15 protein-coding genes and 1 CRISPR repeat array are annotated in these 19,288 nt (G+C 43.2%); of the genes, 5 read left to right on the plus strand and 10 right to left on the minus strand.

Annotated elements, in window-relative coordinates; all coding sequences use genetic code 11:
* Nucleotides 1–2: 2 nt before the first annotated feature.
* Both GLO7428_RS09790 and GLO7428_RS09795 read left to right on the plus strand, forming a co-directional pair.
* Nucleotides 3–713, plus strand: a complete 711-nt coding sequence (locus GLO7428_RS09790) for a 16S rRNA (uracil(1498)-N(3))-methyltransferase (protein ID WP_015188405.1) — start codon at nucleotides 3–5, stop codon at nucleotides 711–713.
* Nucleotides 714–741: 28 nt separating this feature from the next.
* A complete protein-coding gene (locus tag GLO7428_RS09795) occupies nucleotides 742–1,815 on the plus strand; it encodes a tetratricopeptide repeat protein (protein WP_041919047.1) in 1,074 nt (357 codons plus the stop codon).
* 20 nt (nucleotides 1,816–1,835) lie between these two features.
* On the opposite strand, the gene GLO7428_RS09800 is transcribed toward GLO7428_RS09795, so the two are convergent.
* Nucleotides 1,836–2,495 carry a hypothetical protein gene (locus GLO7428_RS09800; RefSeq protein WP_015188407.1) on the minus strand — a complete coding sequence of 220 codons (660 nt, stop codon included), beginning with the start codon at nucleotides 2,493–2,495 and terminating at the stop codon, nucleotides 1,836–1,838.
* A 597-nt stretch (nucleotides 2,496–3,092) separates the two neighbouring features.
* Here GLO7428_RS09800 and GLO7428_RS09805 point away from each other — a divergent pair.
* Nucleotides 3,093–3,482 (plus strand): hypothetical protein, encoded by a 390-nt coding sequence (locus GLO7428_RS09805; protein ID WP_015188408.1) that lies wholly within the window; start codon nucleotides 3,093–3,095, stop codon nucleotides 3,480–3,482.
* 464 nt (nucleotides 3,483–3,946) lie between these two features.
* On the opposite strand, the gene GLO7428_RS09810 is transcribed toward GLO7428_RS09805, so the two are convergent.
* Genes GLO7428_RS09810 through GLO7428_RS09820 form a run of 3 tightly spaced genes read right to left on the minus strand, consistent with a single transcriptional unit; the run spans nucleotide 3,947 to nucleotide 5,125 of the window.
* Nucleotides 3,947–4,408, minus strand: a complete 462-nt coding sequence (locus GLO7428_RS09810) for a DUF29 domain-containing protein (RefSeq protein ID WP_015188409.1) — start codon at nucleotides 4,406–4,408, stop codon at nucleotides 3,947–3,949.
* A 19-nt stretch (nucleotides 4,409–4,427) separates the two neighbouring features.
* Complete coding sequence (locus tag GLO7428_RS09815; protein WP_015188410.1) at nucleotides 4,428–4,874, minus strand: DUF29 domain-containing protein; 447 nt, start codon at nucleotides 4,872–4,874, stop codon at nucleotides 4,428–4,430.
* 2 nt (nucleotides 4,875–4,876) lie between these two features.
* Nucleotides 4,877–5,125 carry a hypothetical protein gene (locus tag GLO7428_RS09820; RefSeq protein WP_041918580.1) on the minus strand — a complete coding sequence of 83 codons (249 nt, stop codon included), beginning with the start codon at nucleotides 5,123–5,125 and terminating at the stop codon, nucleotides 4,877–4,879.
* A 222-nt stretch (nucleotides 5,126–5,347) separates the two neighbouring features.
* On the opposite strand from GLO7428_RS09820, the gene GLO7428_RS09825 reads away from it, so the two are divergent.
* Complete coding sequence (locus tag GLO7428_RS09825; RefSeq protein ID WP_015186563.1) at nucleotides 5,348–6,226, plus strand: IS982 family transposase; 879 nt, start codon at nucleotides 5,348–5,350, stop codon at nucleotides 6,224–6,226.
* Between the two features lie 289 nt (nucleotides 6,227–6,515).
* Nucleotides 6,516–8,650: direct repeats of the CRISPR family, unit length 37 nt; unit sequence GTTTCAATTTAGTCCCTTCAATAAAAGGGATTTCTAC.
* A 167-nt stretch (nucleotides 8,651–8,817) separates the two neighbouring features.
* Here GLO7428_RS09825 and csb2 read toward each other — a convergent pair.
* The 6 genes from csb2 to GLO7428_RS09850 form a co-directional block, all read right to left on the minus strand.
* Nucleotides 8,818–10,308, minus strand: coding sequence for a type I-U CRISPR-associated protein Csb2 (csb2, locus tag GLO7428_RS09830; protein ID WP_015188411.1), 1,491 nt, complete (start codon nucleotides 10,306–10,308; stop codon nucleotides 8,818–8,820).
* Nucleotides 10,295–11,284 (minus strand): type I-U CRISPR-associated RAMP protein Csb1/Cas7u, encoded by a 990-nt coding sequence (gene cas7u / locus GLO7428_RS09835; protein WP_015188412.1) that lies wholly within the window; start codon nucleotides 11,282–11,284, stop codon nucleotides 10,295–10,297. The genes csb2 and cas7u overlap by 14 nt, the downstream gene beginning before the upstream one ends.
* Entirely contained in the window at nucleotides 11,277–13,316 is a 2,040-nt protein-coding gene (csx17, locus tag GLO7428_RS09840; protein WP_015188413.1) for a type I-U CRISPR-associated protein Csx17, read from the minus strand. Before csx17 ends, cas7u begins: the two co-directional genes overlap by 8 nt.
* Entirely contained in the window at nucleotides 13,300–15,483 is a 2,184-nt protein-coding gene (cas3, locus tag GLO7428_RS09845) for a CRISPR-associated helicase Cas3' (RefSeq protein WP_015188414.1), read from the minus strand. Before cas3 ends, csx17 begins: the two co-directional genes overlap by 17 nt.
* Before the next feature lie 278 nt (nucleotides 15,484–15,761).
* Nucleotides 15,762–15,923, minus strand: a complete 162-nt coding sequence (locus GLO7428_RS27745) for a hypothetical protein (RefSeq protein ID WP_155823673.1) — start codon at nucleotides 15,921–15,923, stop codon at nucleotides 15,762–15,764.
* A gap of 450 nt (nucleotides 15,924–16,373) precedes the next feature.
* A complete protein-coding gene (locus GLO7428_RS09850; protein ID WP_015188415.1) occupies nucleotides 16,374–17,141 on the minus strand; it encodes a class II glutamine amidotransferase in 768 nt (255 codons plus the stop codon).
* A gap of 227 nt (nucleotides 17,142–17,368) precedes the next feature.
* Between GLO7428_RS09850 and crtI the strand changes: the two genes are divergently transcribed.
* On the plus strand, nucleotides 17,369–19,012 hold the full coding sequence (gene crtI, locus GLO7428_RS09855; protein WP_015188416.1) for a phytoene desaturase family protein: 1,644 nt from the start codon (nucleotides 17,369–17,371) through the stop codon (nucleotides 19,010–19,012).
* Nucleotides 19,013–19,288: the final 276 nt, after the last annotated feature.

A 19,288-nucleotide genomic window follows, 5' to 3' on the forward strand; every position in this document is an offset into this window, starting at 1 on the left:
TCATGGGGCAATTACAACGATTGGCGATCGCACCTACCCAGCTGCACAACAAGCAAATTTTGCTGGCAAACGAACAACAGCATTATCTTCATCGAGTGTTGCGGTTACGGGAAGGCGATCGCTTTATTGCGATGGATGGTACAGGAAATTCGTGGCTAGCCGTCTTGTCAGGAAACTATGCGCAAATTCTTGAGTCGATTGTTGTCGAATCTGAGTTAAAAGTTGCGGTCAATTTAATTTTGGCATTACCTAAAGGAAACGGCTTCGATGAAGTCGTCCGCTGCTGTACGGAAATTGGCGTCAGTTGTATTATGCCAGTATTGAGCGATCGCACTTTACTTCAACCGAGTCCGCAAAAATTAGAACGCTGGCGACGCATCGCCAAAGAAGCCGCCGAACAGTCTGAACGCAGTCTTATCCCAACTGTATTAGAACCTGTTCCGTTGCATCAAGCACTTGCCGCCGCAACTTCAAAGAATTTGTATTTTTGCGTCGCGCGGCGTAACTGTCCTCATTTAAAAACCGTACTCGCGCTGGCGACTGCTACAGAAATTACGATTGCAATCGGACCTGAAGGCGGATGGACAACGCCAGAAATCGAAGAAGCACGCGAAGCAGGATTTCAACTCGTGTCGCTAGGTCGTAGAGTGCTACGGGCAGTGACTGCGCCAATTGTGGCGATGTCGTTAGTATCAGCAGCTTTTGATGGGTAAATTAAGAACAAATGCCTATTCTATTCTTATGATAGAGCAAATCGCTGCTGCAATGAAGTGCCAAAACTATCGTCTTGCAGCCCAACTAGTGAAACAAGTTTTGCAAGCGTCACCACAAAACGCTTGGGGGCAGCTTTACTTAGGGGAATTACACGAAGTTGCTGGAAAATTGGTGTTGGCAGAAAGTGTGTATCGTCAACTCTTACAGACTACAACGAATGCTAAAGTACTAACTCAAGCACGTCAAGGTTTGCAGCGCGTTGAGGCAAGATTAAAACAGCAAAGACAAGATGCGATCGCTGCTTCGACTACTGATCCTCACAATACACAAATCGGCGTGTTAATTTTAGAACCTATTCCGCAAGCAATTAAAACGACAGCGGCTCGAACATTTGCGCAAATTATGCAGCTAGATGTTTACACTGCGCGTCTCAAGTTACCAACACGCGGTTGGAAACTTTACAAAAGCGGCAAAATTGGTGAACTGCGTTTTTTAGGCGAGAATTTACGTGCGGCTGGAATTCCTTGTTTTTGGACAACCCTCGCAGAAATTGAGAAAATTCGGGTTTTTCAAGTCAGCTACTTTCAATCTACGACACCTCCAATCGTGGTATGTCACAATGAGCAAGGTCAACAAGGTTCAATAGCGTTTGATTGGTCAGAAGTCAGCCAGCGGGTGACGGCGCAGTTACCGATTTTTGAGCAAGTCGTCGATCGTGATGTGCGTGGGAAACTACAGCGCAAAACGCAAACGCAAGATTATGCACAATTTTGCGATCTTCATCTTCCCGAAAGATTTTGTATTCTTCGGTTGTGCGATCGCAGCTATCAGTTTCAACAAGGATGTGAACTCGCAAACCAGCCTCATAGTCAAACCGTCAGACTCAATTGGAATCGCCTCAGCAACTTCTTTCAACAGCAAATACCCCAAGCAAATGTTCGGGATGAGTTTACACTTTTTGCCGATACAGTCCTTGACCAAAGCGAAATGCTGGGACACCTCAAGTCTCACATCAATTTGTTCCGCAGAACCGAGACACCTTGGGACCCAGCATTTCATTTATATAGTGGACTAGCTTTGATTAAAGCTATCAGCAGTTAGTAGCTTGGTAATTTAGTATCTTATCCAGGAGTTTTGACTTGACGCGCCATATCCAAAAATGAGTTCATATTGGGACCTGGACGACGACGACCGTTTGAACTAGCTGCTGGATTAAGGTATTTAGGCGCAAACGTTGTTTCGGTTTGCGGTTTATTAATTGTACTGCTCGCCGCTGGCTTAGCAGGTACAGGTTTGACGCCCTCTGCTGTTTGCTCTAGTTGTACTTTTGGTGCTTGCGTTGCTGTCGCGGGTTCCTCTGTTTTGGTAGATTTAGTAACTGTCGCCGGCTGTTCAACTTTCTGAGACTTGGCAACTGTTGCAGTTTCTTCTGTCTTTTGAGTTGCTTCTTTCACTTTAGCCGCGACTGGTTCAGCCGTTTTTTGAGCCACTTCAGTCACTTTAGCCGCGATCGGTTCAGCTTTCTGAGCTACTTCATTTAATTTAGCTGCAACAGGCTCTAATGCTTGTTTTACTTGCTGTTTACCATTCGTAGGCTGCATTTCCTCAGCCTCATCAAGTTCCATAAAATAGCCATTGCGTTTTCGCTTCTTTTTAGCAGGATTTGCTGCTGACTTGTCACCTTCTAAACTGGGCTGATTTTGTTGAGACTTCTTGCCACCGAAAAGCCCAATAAAAAAAGATAAAATTCCACTGAATATATTTTTGATAAAACCAATCATGACAACCGCTCCTAGCGTTGACGCGCTAAACTTAACTGTAACTTTAAACAACTAAGACAAAATGTTACCTTTTATTTAGCCTTCATTTACCTTATTTCGATGATCAATCCCACAAAAAGCGTTAGGACAACTGTGCTATCAGACTCGCTATAGCCAGCACTCTCACCTCTGGGCAGAGCTTCCTAGAATTCCTCTATATTTAGGCAACTAAGTATTTCAGGCAACTGAAGCCTAAGATACAAACTGCAATTAATTATGAGATTTTCACGGATATCAAGCAAGATTTTTATACTTTTTTTAACATAAATTTACTTATAGCAGCGTACAGTACGAATCCTCAATACTTGACGCACAATTCATAGTTTGTCGGGTAACGGGTAATAACAAAGCACTTAGCACTTAGCAATTAAATAAAAGCTAATAGCTAATAGTTACTAGCATTTAAGTTATGTTGCTTTTTACCCACTGACTGAAGTGCAAAAAAGAAAATAAATTGTCTGATGAAATATTTTATCTCGTGTTTAATTAAGATACAGTGTGCTGCATGAGAGCGATATCAAAAGATTGATTAGGAATTGTACTGCATGGGAGAAAGTCGTGAAGCTTGCCGATTTGACAGTAGAAACGATTGAGAAAATTAAAACCTATCGTTTTGATCGCATTGTGGAAAAGCACGAAGGTCCTGAAGATTGGGAAGCTTTCTTTAGGTTCTACGATTTAGAATTCCTGCAACTGAATGGTCATGATGTTTTACTGCCTGTGGATCGAGAGCATCATCCCAATATTACGCTTTTACGCTGTATCCCAAGCGCAGATGGGCAATCCTTAACTCTATTCTTAAAAGATACGACTTATGCAGATGACGCTTTTTCGGCTGGTTTTTTGGCAGTATGCGATCGCTTGCCTCAAGAGAATTTTTTCCTGGCAATCGTTTATCACGAGTGGTTCATCATTGATGAGCTAAACGTGGAGTTTAGAAACGAATAACAGTATGGAAGCGATAGGGTAAGTATTTCTACTTTTAGATTAGTATTATAGCAGGGGTCAGCGTTAGACTTCCCTCAGGCAAGTCACTACGAGCTTCTATAATGTCCTAACTCTATTGGCTAGGGCTATATATCAAGTATTGTGCAGTGTGTCGCGAGGAACTATAGAAGTCCCGTTGGGGTAGTTAGGACATTGAAGGTACGAATAACCATTACCCTAACTCATTTTCACCCCTGACCTCTGCTATACCACCGATCAAAATACGAGTTATCAATCCGTGGCAGGATTACATAAAATTGCCACATCTTTATTTACTAATTTGTCATTTAAATGCCAGGACCCAGACTTGAACCGGGGACACGAGGATTTTCAGTCCTCTTGTCCTATACGCAAAAACAAGGGTTTCAGCGTCTGCCAAAACCCTTTGGACTAAACTTGGACTAAATCATCGTGTATATACAAGGTTAGTCAGGTAGCTCCTCGTCGCCAGGGAGAAAATCAAGGTCGAGAATTTGATCTGCTGAGTAAGAACACTCAGTGGAGAACACATCAGCTGGCAGACCAGTCTCTAGCGTCGCTATTTCAATAGCATCGGTGTAAGCCTCTGGTACTAAGTCTGATACACGCGACTTCAGGCTTGGCTGTTGTTTAAATAATCGTGCAATGCGTTTTCTACCATTTAAAATTGAACCTTGCCAACTCCGACTACGCGCTTTAGGTTGATATTCCCATTTGAGTAAATGCGTGAGAATTACAACTAAATAACTCTCTAATGCGTGTTCATTACTGCGGTTCAATCCCTCTAATTCCTCAATCAGATTATCAATGTCTAAATTGTCCCATTGATGACTTTTAAGACTATCAATTTGACTAGCTAACCATAGCCCGTAATCTGTATCGTAGAGGCTGTTTGTGTTTTTACTCATTGTTATTCTTCTCCCTTAATTACTCACCGAAAAACTCTGGATTGAGAAGCTGCTCAATCGAATAAGGTAGTTCATTAGGAAAATCTGACAACGATAAATCTGTCTCATTACTCGCTTGCACTACAGCTTTGGCGTAACATCTTGCCAAGGTTTCAGGGCTGAGCAACTTATTTTTTAGAACGGTACTTTCTGCCATACTTTCATCAAGTTCTACTCTGGCATCCTTGATTGAGATTAGCCAGTTTTTCTTGTCAGGATAATCGGGTTGCACTCTTAGCTTAAGGAGATGTTTAATAAGTCGAACTAATTGACTCTGTGCAGCTTTGATTTCCCGTCGCGACATATCTCTTACTTCTTCAATAAGATTAGTGAGATCTAATCTTTGGAATTCTTCGGCTTCTAAGAGTAGTGCTTGTTGTTCTGCCCAAGCAATGAAATCTTTTGAATACAAAGTATTATCAGTCATAGTTATCTTAGTTCCTCCTCTCCTAGTAATTCCCACACGGCATTTTCAATCAGCGACTTAAATTGCAATAGGTAATCCCACGAGCGACTATACTTAAATTTTCCCTTTTGTGCGGGATGGCTACCATATCCTTGCTGTTTATCTTCGATGAATTGATTGATAGCTTTGAGAATGATTTCTTGTGGTGTTTTTTTTATCTCTTGTCCACTTCTTGATAATGTCAGTTCGGGAGGTATTGAGAGTATCGGCAAGTTCGCCTAAACTCTGCCACGTAGTATCGGTAAGCCTAATAGATCTAAGGGTTTTATGCGCGTCATAGGCCACTGAGAATTTACCGTTATTGTCCCGCACGGCATCACGAAATATGTTGTTGTTAATGTAGTCTTGCGTGTTAATTATACTAACCTGAGTTCGGGATAAGGAAAGGGGCAGGTAGTAAGCTGAAAATAACGACAAATCCAGCAACCTGCCCTATGTTTAGTTTAGAGGCTTTGTTTTGCCATGTAGATGATTTCTGTAAGGCTTTTGAAGCGCAGTGGCACAAAAAGCTATTAAGTCATGGAGGAATAAAACGTAATCGTTCAAAAGGTCTATGTTGGAGTGAGATAATGACGATACTGATTGCGTTTCATCAGAATCACTACCGAAATTTTAAGTATTTTTATTTGAATCAAGTGAAACGATATTGGAGTGATGCTTTTCCAGGTCTTCCGAGTTATCAAAGATTTATTGAATGGCTACCATCGACCTTGATACCGTTGTGCGTTTACCTCAAGCATTGTTTTGGAAAATGTACAGGTATCGGTTTGATAGATTCGACAAGCTTAAAAGTCTGTCATAATCGACGGATTGCTCAACACAAAGTGTTTCAAGGTTTAGCGGCTCGTGGCAAAACTTCTGTGGACTGGTTTTATGGTTTCAAACTTCATATTGTCGTCAATGAACTTGGTCAACTCTTAAATGTGACTATCACTCCTGGTAATGTTGATGACCGTCAGCCAGTTCCTGATTTACTTAGTCAGCTGTTTGGCAAGATTTTTGCCGATAGAGGTTATGTTTCTCAAAAACTGGCAGCTCAACTTTTAGAAGACTTCGGTATTCAGTTTTTTGCTAAACCTCGGCGCAATATGAAAAACAAGTTGATGCTTCTGCATGACAAGCTTTTATCCCGTAAACGTTCCATTATTGAGACTATTAACGACCAACTCAAGAATATTTCTCAGATTGAACATTCCAGGCACCGTAGTCCTGTGAATTTTTGCGTTAACGTTCTGTGTGGATTAATCGCTTATTGCCATCAACCTAAGAAACCCAGCCTTCAGATGGACTGGCTTTTATCTCAAAGTGCTTAACCCGAACTCAGGTTATACTACGTATATACACGAGAGAGAGCGCTACTCATATATATACGTGGATTTTAAGTATTAGTTATCAGCTTTGGATCTGATACGTAGAAGATCAAGACCAATAGTACTAATGGTCTTGATTATATCGAGCAGCATCGCTATATCTTCGATGTTATAGTCGACACTAGCTTCTGCTATTAAAGCAGCATCAGTGAGGTGATTTATTGCACCATAAAATGGTCGTGAATCCTGCTATTAGTTAATTCACACTTTACTTGTGTAAGCTCCATATTGTATTTCAATTTAGTCCCTTCAATAAAAGGGATTTCTACTTCAAGTGTTTATCCTTGCATTCCCCGCAATGCTAAGTTTCAATTTAGTCCCTTCAATAAAAGGGATTTCTACTCTTCGTAATACGAGTTACAAGGTACTTCAGCAATAGTTTCAATTTAGTCCCTTCAATAAAAGGGATTTCTACCAAGCTCCTAATAATTTCAGCAGAGTAAGCGCTTTGTTTCAATTTAGTCCCTTCAATAAAAGGGATTTCTACAAAAGTTGAGTACATCGACAAAGTAATCACAAAAGTTTCAATTTAGTCCCTTCAATAAAAGGGATTTCTACGCAAAAGATTTGGCTTTGGACCAAGGACGGCATCGTTTCAATTTAGTCCCTTCAATAAAAGGGATTTCTACCGCAGCTTGCTATTGGCGAACAAAGACTGGTAAAGTTTCAATTTAGTCCCTTCAATAAAAGGGATTTCTACGCGATCGCATGGCTAAAAGTTATTGAAAATTCTTTGTTTCAATTTAGTCCCTTCAATAAAAGGGATTTCTACGTTTTTATTGCGATCTTCTACGATACGTCTTGCGACGTTTCAATTTAGTCCCTTCAATAAAAGGGATTTCTACCTCTTTAATATACCAGCCCGCAACGATAGCGGTATGTTTCAATTTAGTCCCTTCAATAAAAGGGATTTCTACGCCCTGTAACCGCAAAGCAAGCGATTTACACGGAATCCGTTTCAATTTAGTCCCTTCAATAAAAGGGATTTCTACAGCACTCAAGGTGGCCCGTAACATTGCAGAGATGGTTTCAATTTAGTCCCTTCAATAAAAGGGATTTCTACGAAGAATCGTGGAAAATCTTTTACGATTTACTGCGTTTCAATTTAGTCCCTTCAATAAAAGGGATTTCTACTTGATGCATTTTGTGGGTATACGGAATCAATCGCTGTTTCAATTTAGTCCCTTCAATAAAAGGGATTTCTACTTAATTAAGGCACCCGTTTTATTCCCTTCCAAGTCCTGCGTTTCAATTTAGTCCCTTCAATAAAAGGGATTTCTACAAGTTTTTTAAAGTACCCAAACAAGGTGGTGCTAGTGTTTCAATTTAGTCCCTTCAATAAAAGGGATTTCTACGGGTTTTGGGACACAGCTTCGATCTGGCAATATATTGTTTCAATTTAGTCCCTTCAATAAAAGGGATTTCTACCTGCGGGGGCAGGAGCTTTTACTGGAATTACGCTTGGTTTCAATTTAGTCCCTTCAATAAAAGGGATTTCTACAAAGTTTAACAAAAACTTGTTTAAAAAAACAAAGGCGTTTCAATTTAGTCCCTTCAATAAAAGGGATTTCTACTCAATATTGCCACCACGCACAGCAAATTCAATTTTTTGTTTCAATTTAGTCCCTTCAATAAAAGGGATTTCTACCGAAGTAAGTATTCGTCGTTATACTTGCTTAAAATGTTTCAATTTAGTCCCTTCAATAAAAGGGATTTCTACCGCAAGGAATTGTGCCTAACGCCATCCATTTCGCCGTTTCAATTTAGTCCCTTCAATAAAAGGGATTTCTACGCGCGTAAAGCAATGAATCAAATCACAGAACACGTTTCAATTTAGTCCCTTCAATAAAAGGGATTTCTACGAGTATTGCCCTCGCTTGTGGCGACTCAACTCTTGTTTCAATTTAGTCCCTTCAATAAAAGGGATTTCTACCGACGGCTAACCCAGTAATATGCAGCGAGTTTTTGTTTCAATTTAGTCCCTTCAATAAAAGGGATTTCTACTTGCGATCGCCTAATCAATACATTTGCATGGCTTCAAAGTTTCAATTTAGTCCCTTCAATAAAAGGGATTTCTACCTTGGGTGTATCTACAGGACAAACTATGGCTTTTGATGTTTCAATTTAGTCCCTTCAATAAAAGGGATTTCTACTTTGCAGGGAAATACAAAGCTGTTGCAGTAAGTCGTTTCAATTTAGTCCCTTCAATAAAAGGGATTTCTACAGTACTTCGATTGCTAAACTTTGCAACTTCACTCAGTTTCAATTTAGTCCCTTCAATAAAAGGGATTTCTACACTATCGATTACGTTAGAAAAGGGTTACAATCCGGTTTCAATTTAGTCCCTTCAATAAAAGGGATTTCTACAGCGGCTCTCTCGAATTTTTTCTGTATGAGGTTTTCAAGGTTCGGGTGCGCGAATGCCTTCGCATTTGCCAACACAATTATACTCATCACTGTTTCACAAGTACAAGAAGATACTTGAACTCCTTAATATATAACCGTTTCAGCTTTCTGCGCGAATCTAGAACGAACTAATTCGCTGAAGTCGTTAGCATGTCGTTATTCTGAACGATTCCCTGATAAACACCTACCCACTCGCGCATAGGAATCATAGCACCTAAGCCGTAGTGCGCTGCATACCCTAGGATAATTGGTCCAGCCACCATAGTTGCAAACTTTAACTGCACTTGATAGCCAACTTGCCCCACCTTCTTACCCTGACGGCACTCAGATTCCCATTTCCAAAATCCTGGAAATACCTGACAAGATGCGACAACAGCAACCTTGCCATCGAGACAGAGCGCTAAATGATCTTTGTACTCTCGGTAAGTAGGAGTTCCCTGAAGGTTTAGCCAGGGAAGATATTGCAAATATTGAAGAACTTGATGTTCTGGACCATCCTTTTGGTAACGCGCTACCAGCATCCGAGGTTTACCGCGACGAACAGCAGGAAATCGGGAAAGAAAAAACGGTGTAGACGATATCCAATCCTCAGAAACTTGCTCATTGCTTCCTATATCAGCGATCGCCAGCTTGAGATCATAACCACGAGCAACTCGTGGTAACTCAGAACAACAGGCGATCGCAGCTAATGCTTCCAAGCTATAGCCACTGTAGCTGTAAAGTCTGACTTGCTCAACATAACGCCCTGTACGATCTGGAAGACATTGAAAAATTGTATGCTCGTGCTTTCTACTTGGTTCACCCATTTCCTGTCCAGTAAAAACGGGTGCAGGACAACGACTAATCAAAGCTTGATGCAACCGATGCGTCAGTTTGAGCGCTAAGTTCAATGGAAGTTTAGGAGAACCTGAAACTGCTAGCGTGACACTATGCGTACGCTGCTGCTCATCCGCTTGCTGTTGTACTTGGAGTTGTTGGTTAATTCGATAAGTAGCCCATCGGATACCAGGAAACACCGCTGAACGATTGACTCCATAGTTTTCATGCGCAGACAAGTTCAATGTATTCCATAGCGCATCTACATCCAGATCCGGATTGGCGATCGCAACGATCCGTGTTCCTTGCGCATCTGGTTCAGCGTTCGGTTCTGGTGCTGTGTCTACTAGCTTCATCGTTGCTACCGACTCTTTGCGACCAAAATACGTTAACCCAGACAAGCATAAGCTCAACACTAATTCTTCTATTTCCGCCAGTGTCACTGACCAATGTACATAAAGGTCGTGCTGATGACTAGACATAAGCAAACCTGCGGAGTAGAGCGTTTTCCCTGGACCTACCTTAGCCGTTTTCAAGTTGACCTGCGGGCGGGGACTACGATGCTGAATATAAGTCGTAGGTGGCAAAGTATAACTCGGCTGTACAAAAGCCAACTTGTGCAGTAACGCCTTCAATATTGGCTGGTATTTCTCCGATAGATTCACATTGTAAGCTCCTGCAACGAGCGATCGCAGAATACGCCAGGGAGCAGGGGGCCAGTCAATAACTCCCTCCGCGTGGAGGTTCCCCCAAGCACAAGCTTGATATTGATTGGTGTGGAATTGAATTTTAATGTGGATCATGTTCAACAGCTTCCTCTTCTTCAGCAATCTGGATTTGCTCATCCGGTACGATAACTCGTACTTTTTCAAACAGATCCGCACAATTTTCAATCGCAGCTAGAATTTGCTGCTCTAATTGCTCAAGAGGAGGCAATTTCTGCAAACCTGTCTCTGACTTGGGTATCAAGTAACATTCAGTTCGTAACGTCACAGGCTCAGACAGTAAGCGGCGGACGAGATACTCACTCAGTACCTGAATCAGATGCTTAGCTCGACTATCTAAGTTGGATTTATCAACTAGACGAGTATCAATCACAAATCGTCCGAGATAGCGTTGTGCCTTAAAGCTTTCACGTACGTAAACGATATTTCCCAAACCTGCTTCACTCGGTTTTTTCACCGCCTGATCCTTGTCATTTTTGACAGCAAACATATGCTTGAGGTTGACTCCTTTGCCACGCGCAGAAACCGGATCGTGAACCGCCCCGCCAGTCGGCATGGAAATTGCATTTTCTGCTACAAACTCGCCAGATAAAACTCGCGGAATGCGGTATGCTCCAGCAATATGGGTATAGAAACTGCCTAGCACGATACTCATAGGACACAACGCAAACACAGCTTGATAAACTCCGCTGTGTCTAATCCGCTGTCGCAAGCCTTCACGAAACCGTTGCCCATCGAGTTGGGCGTGTTTGTTCTTGAGTAGATAGCCAGTCCCCAAACGGTGCGGTAGATCTAAAGTGCTAGCGACGTACTGCCCAGATTTTGTATAAATGTCAACAAAGGGTAATCCAGTAAGTTCGGGAATTAGAGTATGATTAACGCTATCCCAAATACTGTCTTCAATTAAATTAGCTGTTGCTTGCGGTGTGTGTAATAAAACATCAAGCCGCTGTTCCCAAGGTAAATAGGCTTGAGAAACACCGACATCTAAAAAAGTAGGAGGTTTAACAGTTGGCAGGGCAGATTCAAATTCAACAGTAATCACGTTAAGCATGAGCTTCTCCTAATTGATGAAAAGGTTGACAGGGAAAAACAAGCGCCAGCGCACAGCGTTTACCAATGGTGATCGCACTCGGCAAGACGACTGGCTTTTGCATTGCGGCAAGTTGCCGACTTAGCGGTACAGTAGAGCCAGCCAATAAAGCATTTACCGTCTGAGCGCTCAGCGACGTATTGCGACTCCACTGAAGTGAAGCTGCATATTTGTAAGGCTCTGGCAAAGGCTGAGTATGAGAAAAAGGTGCTAAAAAGCTAGGAATTCTACAAAGTGCGAATCCCAAGGCTAACTCTAGAATTAGCTGATCGTTGGTGCGTCCAGCGATGAAGGCGGCGATCGCATCTGGACTAGCCTGATACGTCCAGCCGTGGGCGGGATGATATTTATCTCTTTCCCAAACTTCATTCCATAAATGAAGTAGAGATACGCACAACGCTTCTAAAGAAAACGTCTTCAGCTTGTCATGATGTTCATCCGACCAAAACCAAGTGTCTTTCTTTTTGTCATATCTTGCCGATGACAACAGCCGTCGAAACGGGTACGCATGACCAGAATTTACGTGTGTCGGTGCAGTACTAGCCAATGCAGCGGCTAACTCAACTTCTACAATCGGATATTCTTGATAAACTGCTTCAACCCATTTCTCTTTTAATTGCGGAACTGGAGGCACTTTGGTCTGAACCCGACTATGCAACACCTCTAACTGCCCTAAAACACGAATCGCCGTAGTCGCCTCCGCATTACCTTGTTGCAGGCGATAAAGCGTTTTCTGAATCGTTGTGAGTAGGTTGTATTGTGCTTGCGGTTGTTTTTCGCTAGGACGCGCTTGCAGTCGCCATTTTCTTAATTCAGCGCCAAAATCTGTCTTTCCAGGGGTAGCAAGTCCTACATAAATTAGGTATTTGCCCTGCCCTTTTCGCGTCCAAAGACCAAATCGAGCAAATCGGGATAGTTCTCCGCAATAGTCATTTGCTTGAGTAATGACATCGAGCATATCGATGGTATCGACGACCTGATTTTTGAGCCGAAACGCCAAGTCGGTTGTGACTATATCTTGAAAGTCTTCCCAGTCCATTGGTTGCTCCCACAAAGGTAGCCAAACTTCATACGCCCGCCCAGTGCGATCGCTCGTATCTGCACTCCCAGAATTCACCTCTAAAAGCAGTGGGTAAGCAGCTATTGTGTATTCTTGACCGCCTTCTTCAACTTCATTGCGCGGAATTGCTTTACCTGTAAACGTGGTCGCTCCTTCGAGATAAAGAATCAAGTCAACAGGATTAGCCAATTGAGATGACCTACCGCCGTTGTCTAAATAGTCTGCTAAAGACGTACCCGCAGGAGCTAAGTCATCGAAATAGTCAGCAGCAGGATAGGTATGACCTAACAAGGCTTGCGCAAGAAGTGTTTTTGGCTGCGGCTCACCCAACACGGAAGCTCGAATGAAGGCTTCTGTATCAACCGCTGGTTCTCCAGTATCCAAATCCCAGAGTTGCGTGCAAACTTGGAAGTAAGCTGTACAGAAATCCGTAGTGCCCACATTACCGCCAGTTCCGAGTAAGTCATTACAAAGAAACCTTGGTCCTGTTTGCGTGTTGGTCATTAGCCCGACTGCATTAATCCATTCCAACCAGTGATGGTTACTCACTCGCCTAGGGAGATCAGCCATCAGCGTTAGCTTCTTTTGCGCCGCTGATTGTCCTGCGGTATCCAACGATTGCATTGCATCTTGTAGTTCTGTGTATCCCTCGCGCATTAATCTATAGCGCTTTGATTGAGATGCTAAAACGGCTGCTAACCCTTCGGCTTTGTTGAAGAGGCTGTAGCTATTCCAAGGGCTAACAAAAGGTTTGGGTTGATAGTTGAGGAGGTTCTCTACTAAATTTTCTGCCGATACATCTAATAAATAAAAACAGTTATCCCAGTAACCTCTAGCTCCAGACAACCGCAATAATCCCACGGCTTTTAACCATGCGATCGCAGTTGTGGGTGTCAGATGAGGAAAGGCGACTGCCTTAGTTGCTGTTACCATTTTTTGCTTGCTCCTCACGATATTGAGATGCTTTCACATCCGCATTGCGAATTATGGCTTCGAGGTAAATTAGTCTGAATGGTCCGTACTCGCGCAGCAAATTCCTGAATTGTTGCTTCCAGCTACCAGAAAATGACAATTCCACAGCAGGTAGTGTCTCAACGCCTGAAATCTCAACTTTGGGTAAGTGCGTCCCCAACTCAACACCTCTTAAAACTTTGGCGTTAAATCGTTCGTTAGGGTTAGTAGGCATCAAGCTATCGCGGACTTTGCCATGATGCGCCGCAATCAGGTATTGCGACAGAAACGAAGCACCTTGACTAGCCGCAGCGATCGCACTTGCTAACTCATGGCGATAGCCTTTCATTTGCACTGGGGAACTGTAATTTGTAGACTTTGCTAAGAGTTCTCCTTGAGCCTGTGCATATGCTTGCCAAACCTGATGTGCTTTACCCCAATCATGCCACCGCGCACAGCGACAAAGTTCCTCGATGAGCCTTTCAGGAATTTTCAGCATTTGGAGATAGGGAATCACTTCGCGCAACGCTGCTTCGGTATCTTGCAAGTGAATTCCTAGCGATAAAGCATAGGGAAAAGGCGGGTCATTGTACTCTGGTTCGACTTCCAAACTGTATGCTTGGCATTTATCATCAGGGTTTGCCGTCCATCCTCTTTCTGATGAATAGCCACCAGCAGCGAGTGGTAGCCACACAACATCACCGTCTTCTGGTTCCTTTTTCTCCCAAGTATCCTCACCCCAAACTCGCGGGATAACACTATAAGACTTGCAGAAATCTTTTAGTTCCTGAGTCGGAACTGGGCAGGTAAATTTTTGATGCGGCAAGCACTTTGGTCGCTCAATCGACCACACGACTGCTACTGTGAAAGCCGTCGGATCGCGAACATATTGGGAAATTGTGTATGTTGTGTCTCGGTTTTTGTAGTGGGTGCAGAAGAACGTTTCGACATCGCGCTTCGTCAACTGGTAACTTGGTAAATCCAGCTTTGGTAAAGGAATTTGAGCAAGGTTATAGAGACTTGCATCTGGTAGTTGCACTAAGCGATCGCGGGTTGCTTCACATTCTGTAGCATCATAAGGACGCGGTTTCCATTCTTGTTGATAGTCAAGCCAATGAATCTGCACTGTATTCTCTGTTCGCTTGCGCCCACACCGCCCACACCGCTGCACAAACGAAGACCAAGGACATAGTTCTGTAATCAGCAGATCGGCATCTAGATCTACCCCTGCTTCTACGACTTGAGTCGCAACAATGACTCCTTGATAACCCTTGAGTTTCTGCTGTAACTTCTCGCGGTCAATGCCTAAAAACCGACTGTGGATCACCAGTGGCGCTAAATTTGATATTAATCTGCCAATTTCGCGCGCGCGCTCTACGGTATTAACAACCACAAGCGATAAGCTTCCTGGCAAGTGATGAGCTTCCACTAAAGCAGCAACATCTACAACATCCTCAACAGCGGCTCTAAAGACAGGCTTCGGGCGAGTCACTTTTGCCGCCAATTCTGCATGAGCAAGATCTTCAGTGTCTAGCTCAAATCGCTCTACCTCTAACCCTTGTAATGGTCTGTCATCAAAGGTTGCAGACATCAAGCACAACTGAGTTCGCCCAAAAGTTCCTAACTCCTGCCAGTGCTTATAAAGTTGCACCAGCGTGCTGTAGGCGACACCCGTCAGTTGAATCTCATCTAAGACCCAACGGCAATCGTTAGTCAAGGCTGCACAGTGCAGAGGGCGTTGTCCCCACGATACACCAAATCCACGATTTAAAGCCCGCGACAATAGCTGATCTTGCGTGCCAATGAGAATTGCAGGCTGAGTTAAATCTTGTTCAAAGCCGTGTTCAATGAAGCCTCCCTTCAAGCAATACACCTTAATCGGCAACCCTGATGCAGCAACAACCTGACGCGTATTTTCATAAACCTGTTCTACTAGCGATCGCGTAGGCAATACATAAACTAATCGGGCTGTTGTGGGAATACTCATTTTATGGAGGTAAAGCCAAGGAATAACTGCCCCAAATTCTTTACCCGCCCCTGTAGGCGCAGCGACTACAGCGATTGATTGACCACTCCAAGCCGAAAAATGCACTTGCCAAGGATACGGCGAGAACCCTGTGCACTGCTTAAAAAATTCGCGATAGGGCATTTAGCTTAAGTCTTTTTATCATGACGTTTAAAATTCCCACTAGTATAATTACCTTGAACTATTTTGTCCAACGGTTGAAACGAAGGTAATGTAAGATTTAGTCCCACACTAGGTGGGATTGCTTTTAAATTGTTGGCGCGTTAAGGCTTTTGATCATCTTTCAACTTAGTCCCAGCCGACGATCTAGTTTTACGACAATGATTCGGTGATGGGAAACAGTATCCTATCTTAACAAAAGCTACGTTGCACCACAATCACCGCTGTAAGATGAATGCCCCTTAACCCTTCGCCTTTCGCCTTTTCCCGACAGCGCTATAGGCGATCGCATTCATGCACGCGTTGCTGAATCCAGTATGATATTGCCCCCAACCCACGCCAGTTCGACGCCACTTGCTACAACGGGGGGCGACGAAGTCCGCGATCGCGCCACCTCCGCACACGACAGGTTCCCCAATTCTGGGGGGCTAAGAACCACTCAAAGTCCCCCAAATTTGGGGGATTTAGGGGGCAGCAAATGGTTGATGATTTCAAAAATTCATTCCTCATTCAGCAACGCATTTCTGCAAGAGGTTTATTACTCGTTCCTCTTTGTATTGAATTTTCAAATCTAATCAGCAACCGCTTGATTTAATTAAGAATTTATTGCAATAATACAACAGACAAAGCGTTCATACCAAGATACCTCCACTTACAAAAGACAAGGTGATTAGTGGCATTCTCCTGGGATTAGTTTAGATCCAAACAGGAGAGTGTCACATTTCTTTTAGTCAGTCACGAAGATAAGAGTTTTTTTGTAGTGCTAAACTTTGTCAACTATCTAGTGAACAGTTGACAAAGTCTTCCCACACTCTCTTTACTGTCAACTGTTCACTAAAGAGAACTTTTTGATTCTAAAATTGATGAGGTAAACCATCCTGAAAGACGAGTAGTTCTCCTGGGTGAATCTGCGTCCAAACTTCGTTATCAGTCAGGGGAGTTGTGGCGATCACCGCAACGCGATCGCATGGTGTCGTTAATTTCTGAAAGTCTACTGTAATATCTTCATCGATTAAATGTGCCGCCGCAAACGGTGCTTGTCGGACAATGTAGCATAGCTTGGTTGAGCAGTAGGTGAAAAAGTGTTCGCCGTCAGAAAGTAGATAGTTAAAAATACCTTTGTCGGCAATCGATGCGGTGATGTCGCGCAACACAGGATATAGTTGTTTTAATGGAGGCTTGCCTGTAGGAAAGCTTTGTCGTAAAGTTTCGAGAATTAAGCAGAAGGCGCGTTCGCTATCAGTTTGACCTACGGGCTGGTAAAAAGTTGTCTGTGCGTGAAAATCTAAAAGATTGCCATTGTGCGCAAATACCCAGTATCGTCCCCAGAGTTCGCGTTGAAATGGATGACAATTAACTAACGCAATTCCACCTTGAGTTGCTTTACGGATATGTGCAATGACGTGTGTAGAGTGAATCGGATAGCGTCGTACTAAATTTGCAACGGGAGAGGCGATCGCAGGTTTAGCATCTAGAAAGATTCGACATCCCAAACTCTCAAAAAATGCAATTCCCCAACCGTCTTGATGTTCGTCGGTTCTTCCTCCCCGCGCCGAAAAGCCCTCAAACGAAAAACAAATATCTGTTGGAACATTGCAGTTCATTCCCAGCAGTTGACACATGAGAGCTTAAGGATTTTGATTTGGTAATGGGTAATAGGTAAATGGTAATGGATAGCGAACAAAGGTTTTTACCAATGATCAGTTACCAACCTCCAAGACAATTTTCTTTGTACCGATTGACAGAGATTGTACATTGATTTGTCGGCATTGCGATCGCCGCGTCGCTTGTAGATAAAGGCATAATAAGGAAAGATTAAAGATTGTTAAATTCCTGAGAGGAGTTGAGTATGAGTCGCCAGCAGGCTATTGTGATCGGAGCCGGTATCGGTGGGTTAGCTATGGGAATTCGCCTGCAAAGCTTGGGATTCGACACTACCATTGTAGAAAAACTTGATAGTCCTGGTGGACGGGCGTACGTGCGTCATGCGGATGGATTTACTTTTGATATGGGACCTACGGTGATCACAGTTCCCCATTTTATCGAAGAACTGTTTTCCCTCGAACGCGATCGCGCAGATCTCGCAACGCCAGATTTTCCAGATGAAATTGTTGATGAAAGTAAAAGAATTAAAACTGGTGTTTCTGGTGGTTCAAACACGAGTCGTTATGTCAAAATTGTGCCGATTCTGCCGTTTTATCGCATTTATTTCGACGATGGTTCTTTCTTCGACTACGATGGCGATCCAGTGCATACCCGCGAACAGATTCAGCGCTTGGGCGAACCTGGCGATTTAGAAGGCTACGAACGGTTTCACCAAGATGCAAAAGCAATTTTTGATCGCGGCTTTTTAGAACTTGGTTACACGCACTTTGGCACAGTTGGATCGATGCTCAAAGTTGCTCCCGATCTGATGCGCTTGGATGCGGTGCGCAATCTCTTTAGCTTCAGTAGCAAGTATTTTAAAAGCGACAAGCTGCGACAAGTTTTTAGTTTTGAAACTTTGCTAGTTGGCGGAAATCCGCTATCTGTTCCCGCAATTTACGCGATGATTCACTTTGTCGAGAAAACCTGGGGTATTCATTTCGCGATGGGTGGTACGGGCGCGCTTGTGAATGGCTTTGTGCGCAAATTTGAAGAACTCGGCGGCAAAATGCTTTATAATGCCGAAGTTACCCAGATTAATGTTACGCGCCAAGGACGCAAAAAAGTTGCGACAGGTATCACTTTAGCAGATGGTAGCGTATTAAATGCTGATTTGGTAGTATCTAACGGCGATTGGGCAAATACTTACGGTAAATTAATTGACTCGAAATATCGACGGTGGAATAGTGACACCCGCATCAAACTCACTCAACAGTCGATGTCATTGTTTGTCATTTATTTTGGATTCAAAGCCGATGGGCGCGAAGCAGACAAACTGCGCCACCACACGATCATCCTTGGTCCACGCTATGAAGAACTTTTAAGAGATATCTTTGGACGTAAAATCTTAGCAGCAGATTTCTCACAATACTTACACGTTCCCACATTAACCGACCCATCGCTCGCTCCTCCTGGTCATCATGCGGCATATACTCTATTACCTGTACCGCATAATGGTTCTAAATTAGATTGGCAGCAATTGGGAGAACCGCTGGCGGATACGGTTTTGAAGTTTATCGACGAACGCGGTTATTTACCAGGATTGACTGAGCGTTTAGTACACAAAAGCTTTATTACGCCAGATTACTTCGAGCATACACTTAATTCATATGTAGGTAATGCTTTTGGTCCAGAACCTCGGTTGTACCAGTCAGCGTTTTTCCGTCCGCACAATCGCAGCGAAGATATTGCGAATCTCTATCTTGTCGGTGCGGGGACGCAACCAGGGGCAGGAACTCCTAGCGTCATGATGTCGGCTAAAATGACTGCACGCTTAATCGCACAAGATTTTAAAGTAGCAAATGAAATCGTTAATGCGCAGCCCGAACCAAAATTAACTTATCGATAGTTCGTGATTTAAGAAGTGCGATCGCTTTTCATTACACTTGAGAAGAAGCGATCGCTTTTTTCTGGCATTAGTCCTAGGATTTGATGTAATATGAGTGTCACTCTACAACTTCCCCTAGTTCTCAAACTTACTAATATTCTTCCTGAATTTGTTTTAGATTTACAGCCAATTTTTGCCTAATCTAACGTAATTTGCTCTAATAAGTAGCTGGGCATAATTAAACTATCACACTTTTTGAGGTCGGTAATGGTTGATTCTTAATAAGTATTTTTCCAA

Origin of the sequence: Gloeocapsa sp. PCC 7428 (genome assembly GCF_000317555.1) — a bacterium.
In the GTDB taxonomy this organism is placed as follows: Bacteria; Cyanobacteriota; Cyanobacteriia; order Cyanobacteriales; family Chroococcidiopsidaceae; genus Chroogloeocystis.

Bases quoted from the DNA above. Each gene is read 5' to 3' on its own strand.
- GLO7428_RS09790 (WP_015188405.1), top strand. From the start codon at position 3: ATGGGGCAATTACAACGATTGGCGATCGCACCTACCCAGCTGCACAAC.
- GLO7428_RS09795 (WP_041919047.1), top strand. From the start codon at position 742: ATGATAGAGCAAATCGCTGCTGCAATGAAGTGCCAAAACTATCGTCTT.
- GLO7428_RS09800 (WP_015188407.1), bottom strand. From the start codon at position 2,495: ATGATTGGTTTTATCAAAAATATATTCAGTGGAATTTTATCTTTTTTT.
- GLO7428_RS09810 (WP_015188409.1), bottom strand. From the start codon at position 4,408: ATGAGTAAAAACACAAACAGCCTCTACGATACAGATTACGGGCTATGG.
- GLO7428_RS09815 (WP_015188410.1), bottom strand. From the start codon at position 4,874: ATGACTGATAATACTTTGTATTCAAAAGATTTCATTGCTTGGGCAGAA.
- GLO7428_RS09825 (WP_015186563.1), top strand. From the start codon at position 5,348: ATGTTTAGTTTAGAGGCTTTGTTTTGCCATGTAGATGATTTCTGTAAG.
- csb2 (WP_015188411.1), bottom strand. From the start codon at position 10,308: ATGATCCACATTAAAATTCAATTCCACACCAATCAATATCAAGCTTGT.
- cas7u (WP_015188412.1), bottom strand. From the start codon at position 11,284: ATGCTTAACGTGATTACTGTTGAATTTGAATCTGCCCTGCCAACTGTT.
- csx17 (WP_015188413.1), bottom strand. From the start codon at position 13,316: ATGGTAACAGCAACTAAGGCAGTCGCCTTTCCTCATCTGACACCCACA.
- cas3 (WP_015188414.1), bottom strand. From the start codon at position 15,483: ATGCCCTATCGCGAATTTTTTAAGCAGTGCACAGGGTTCTCGCCGTAT.
- GLO7428_RS09850 (WP_015188415.1), bottom strand. From the start codon at position 17,141: ATGTGTCAACTGCTGGGAATGAACTGCAATGTTCCAACAGATATTTGT.
- crtI (WP_015188416.1), top strand. From the start codon at position 17,369: ATGAGTCGCCAGCAGGCTATTGTGATCGGAGCCGGTATCGGTGGGTTA.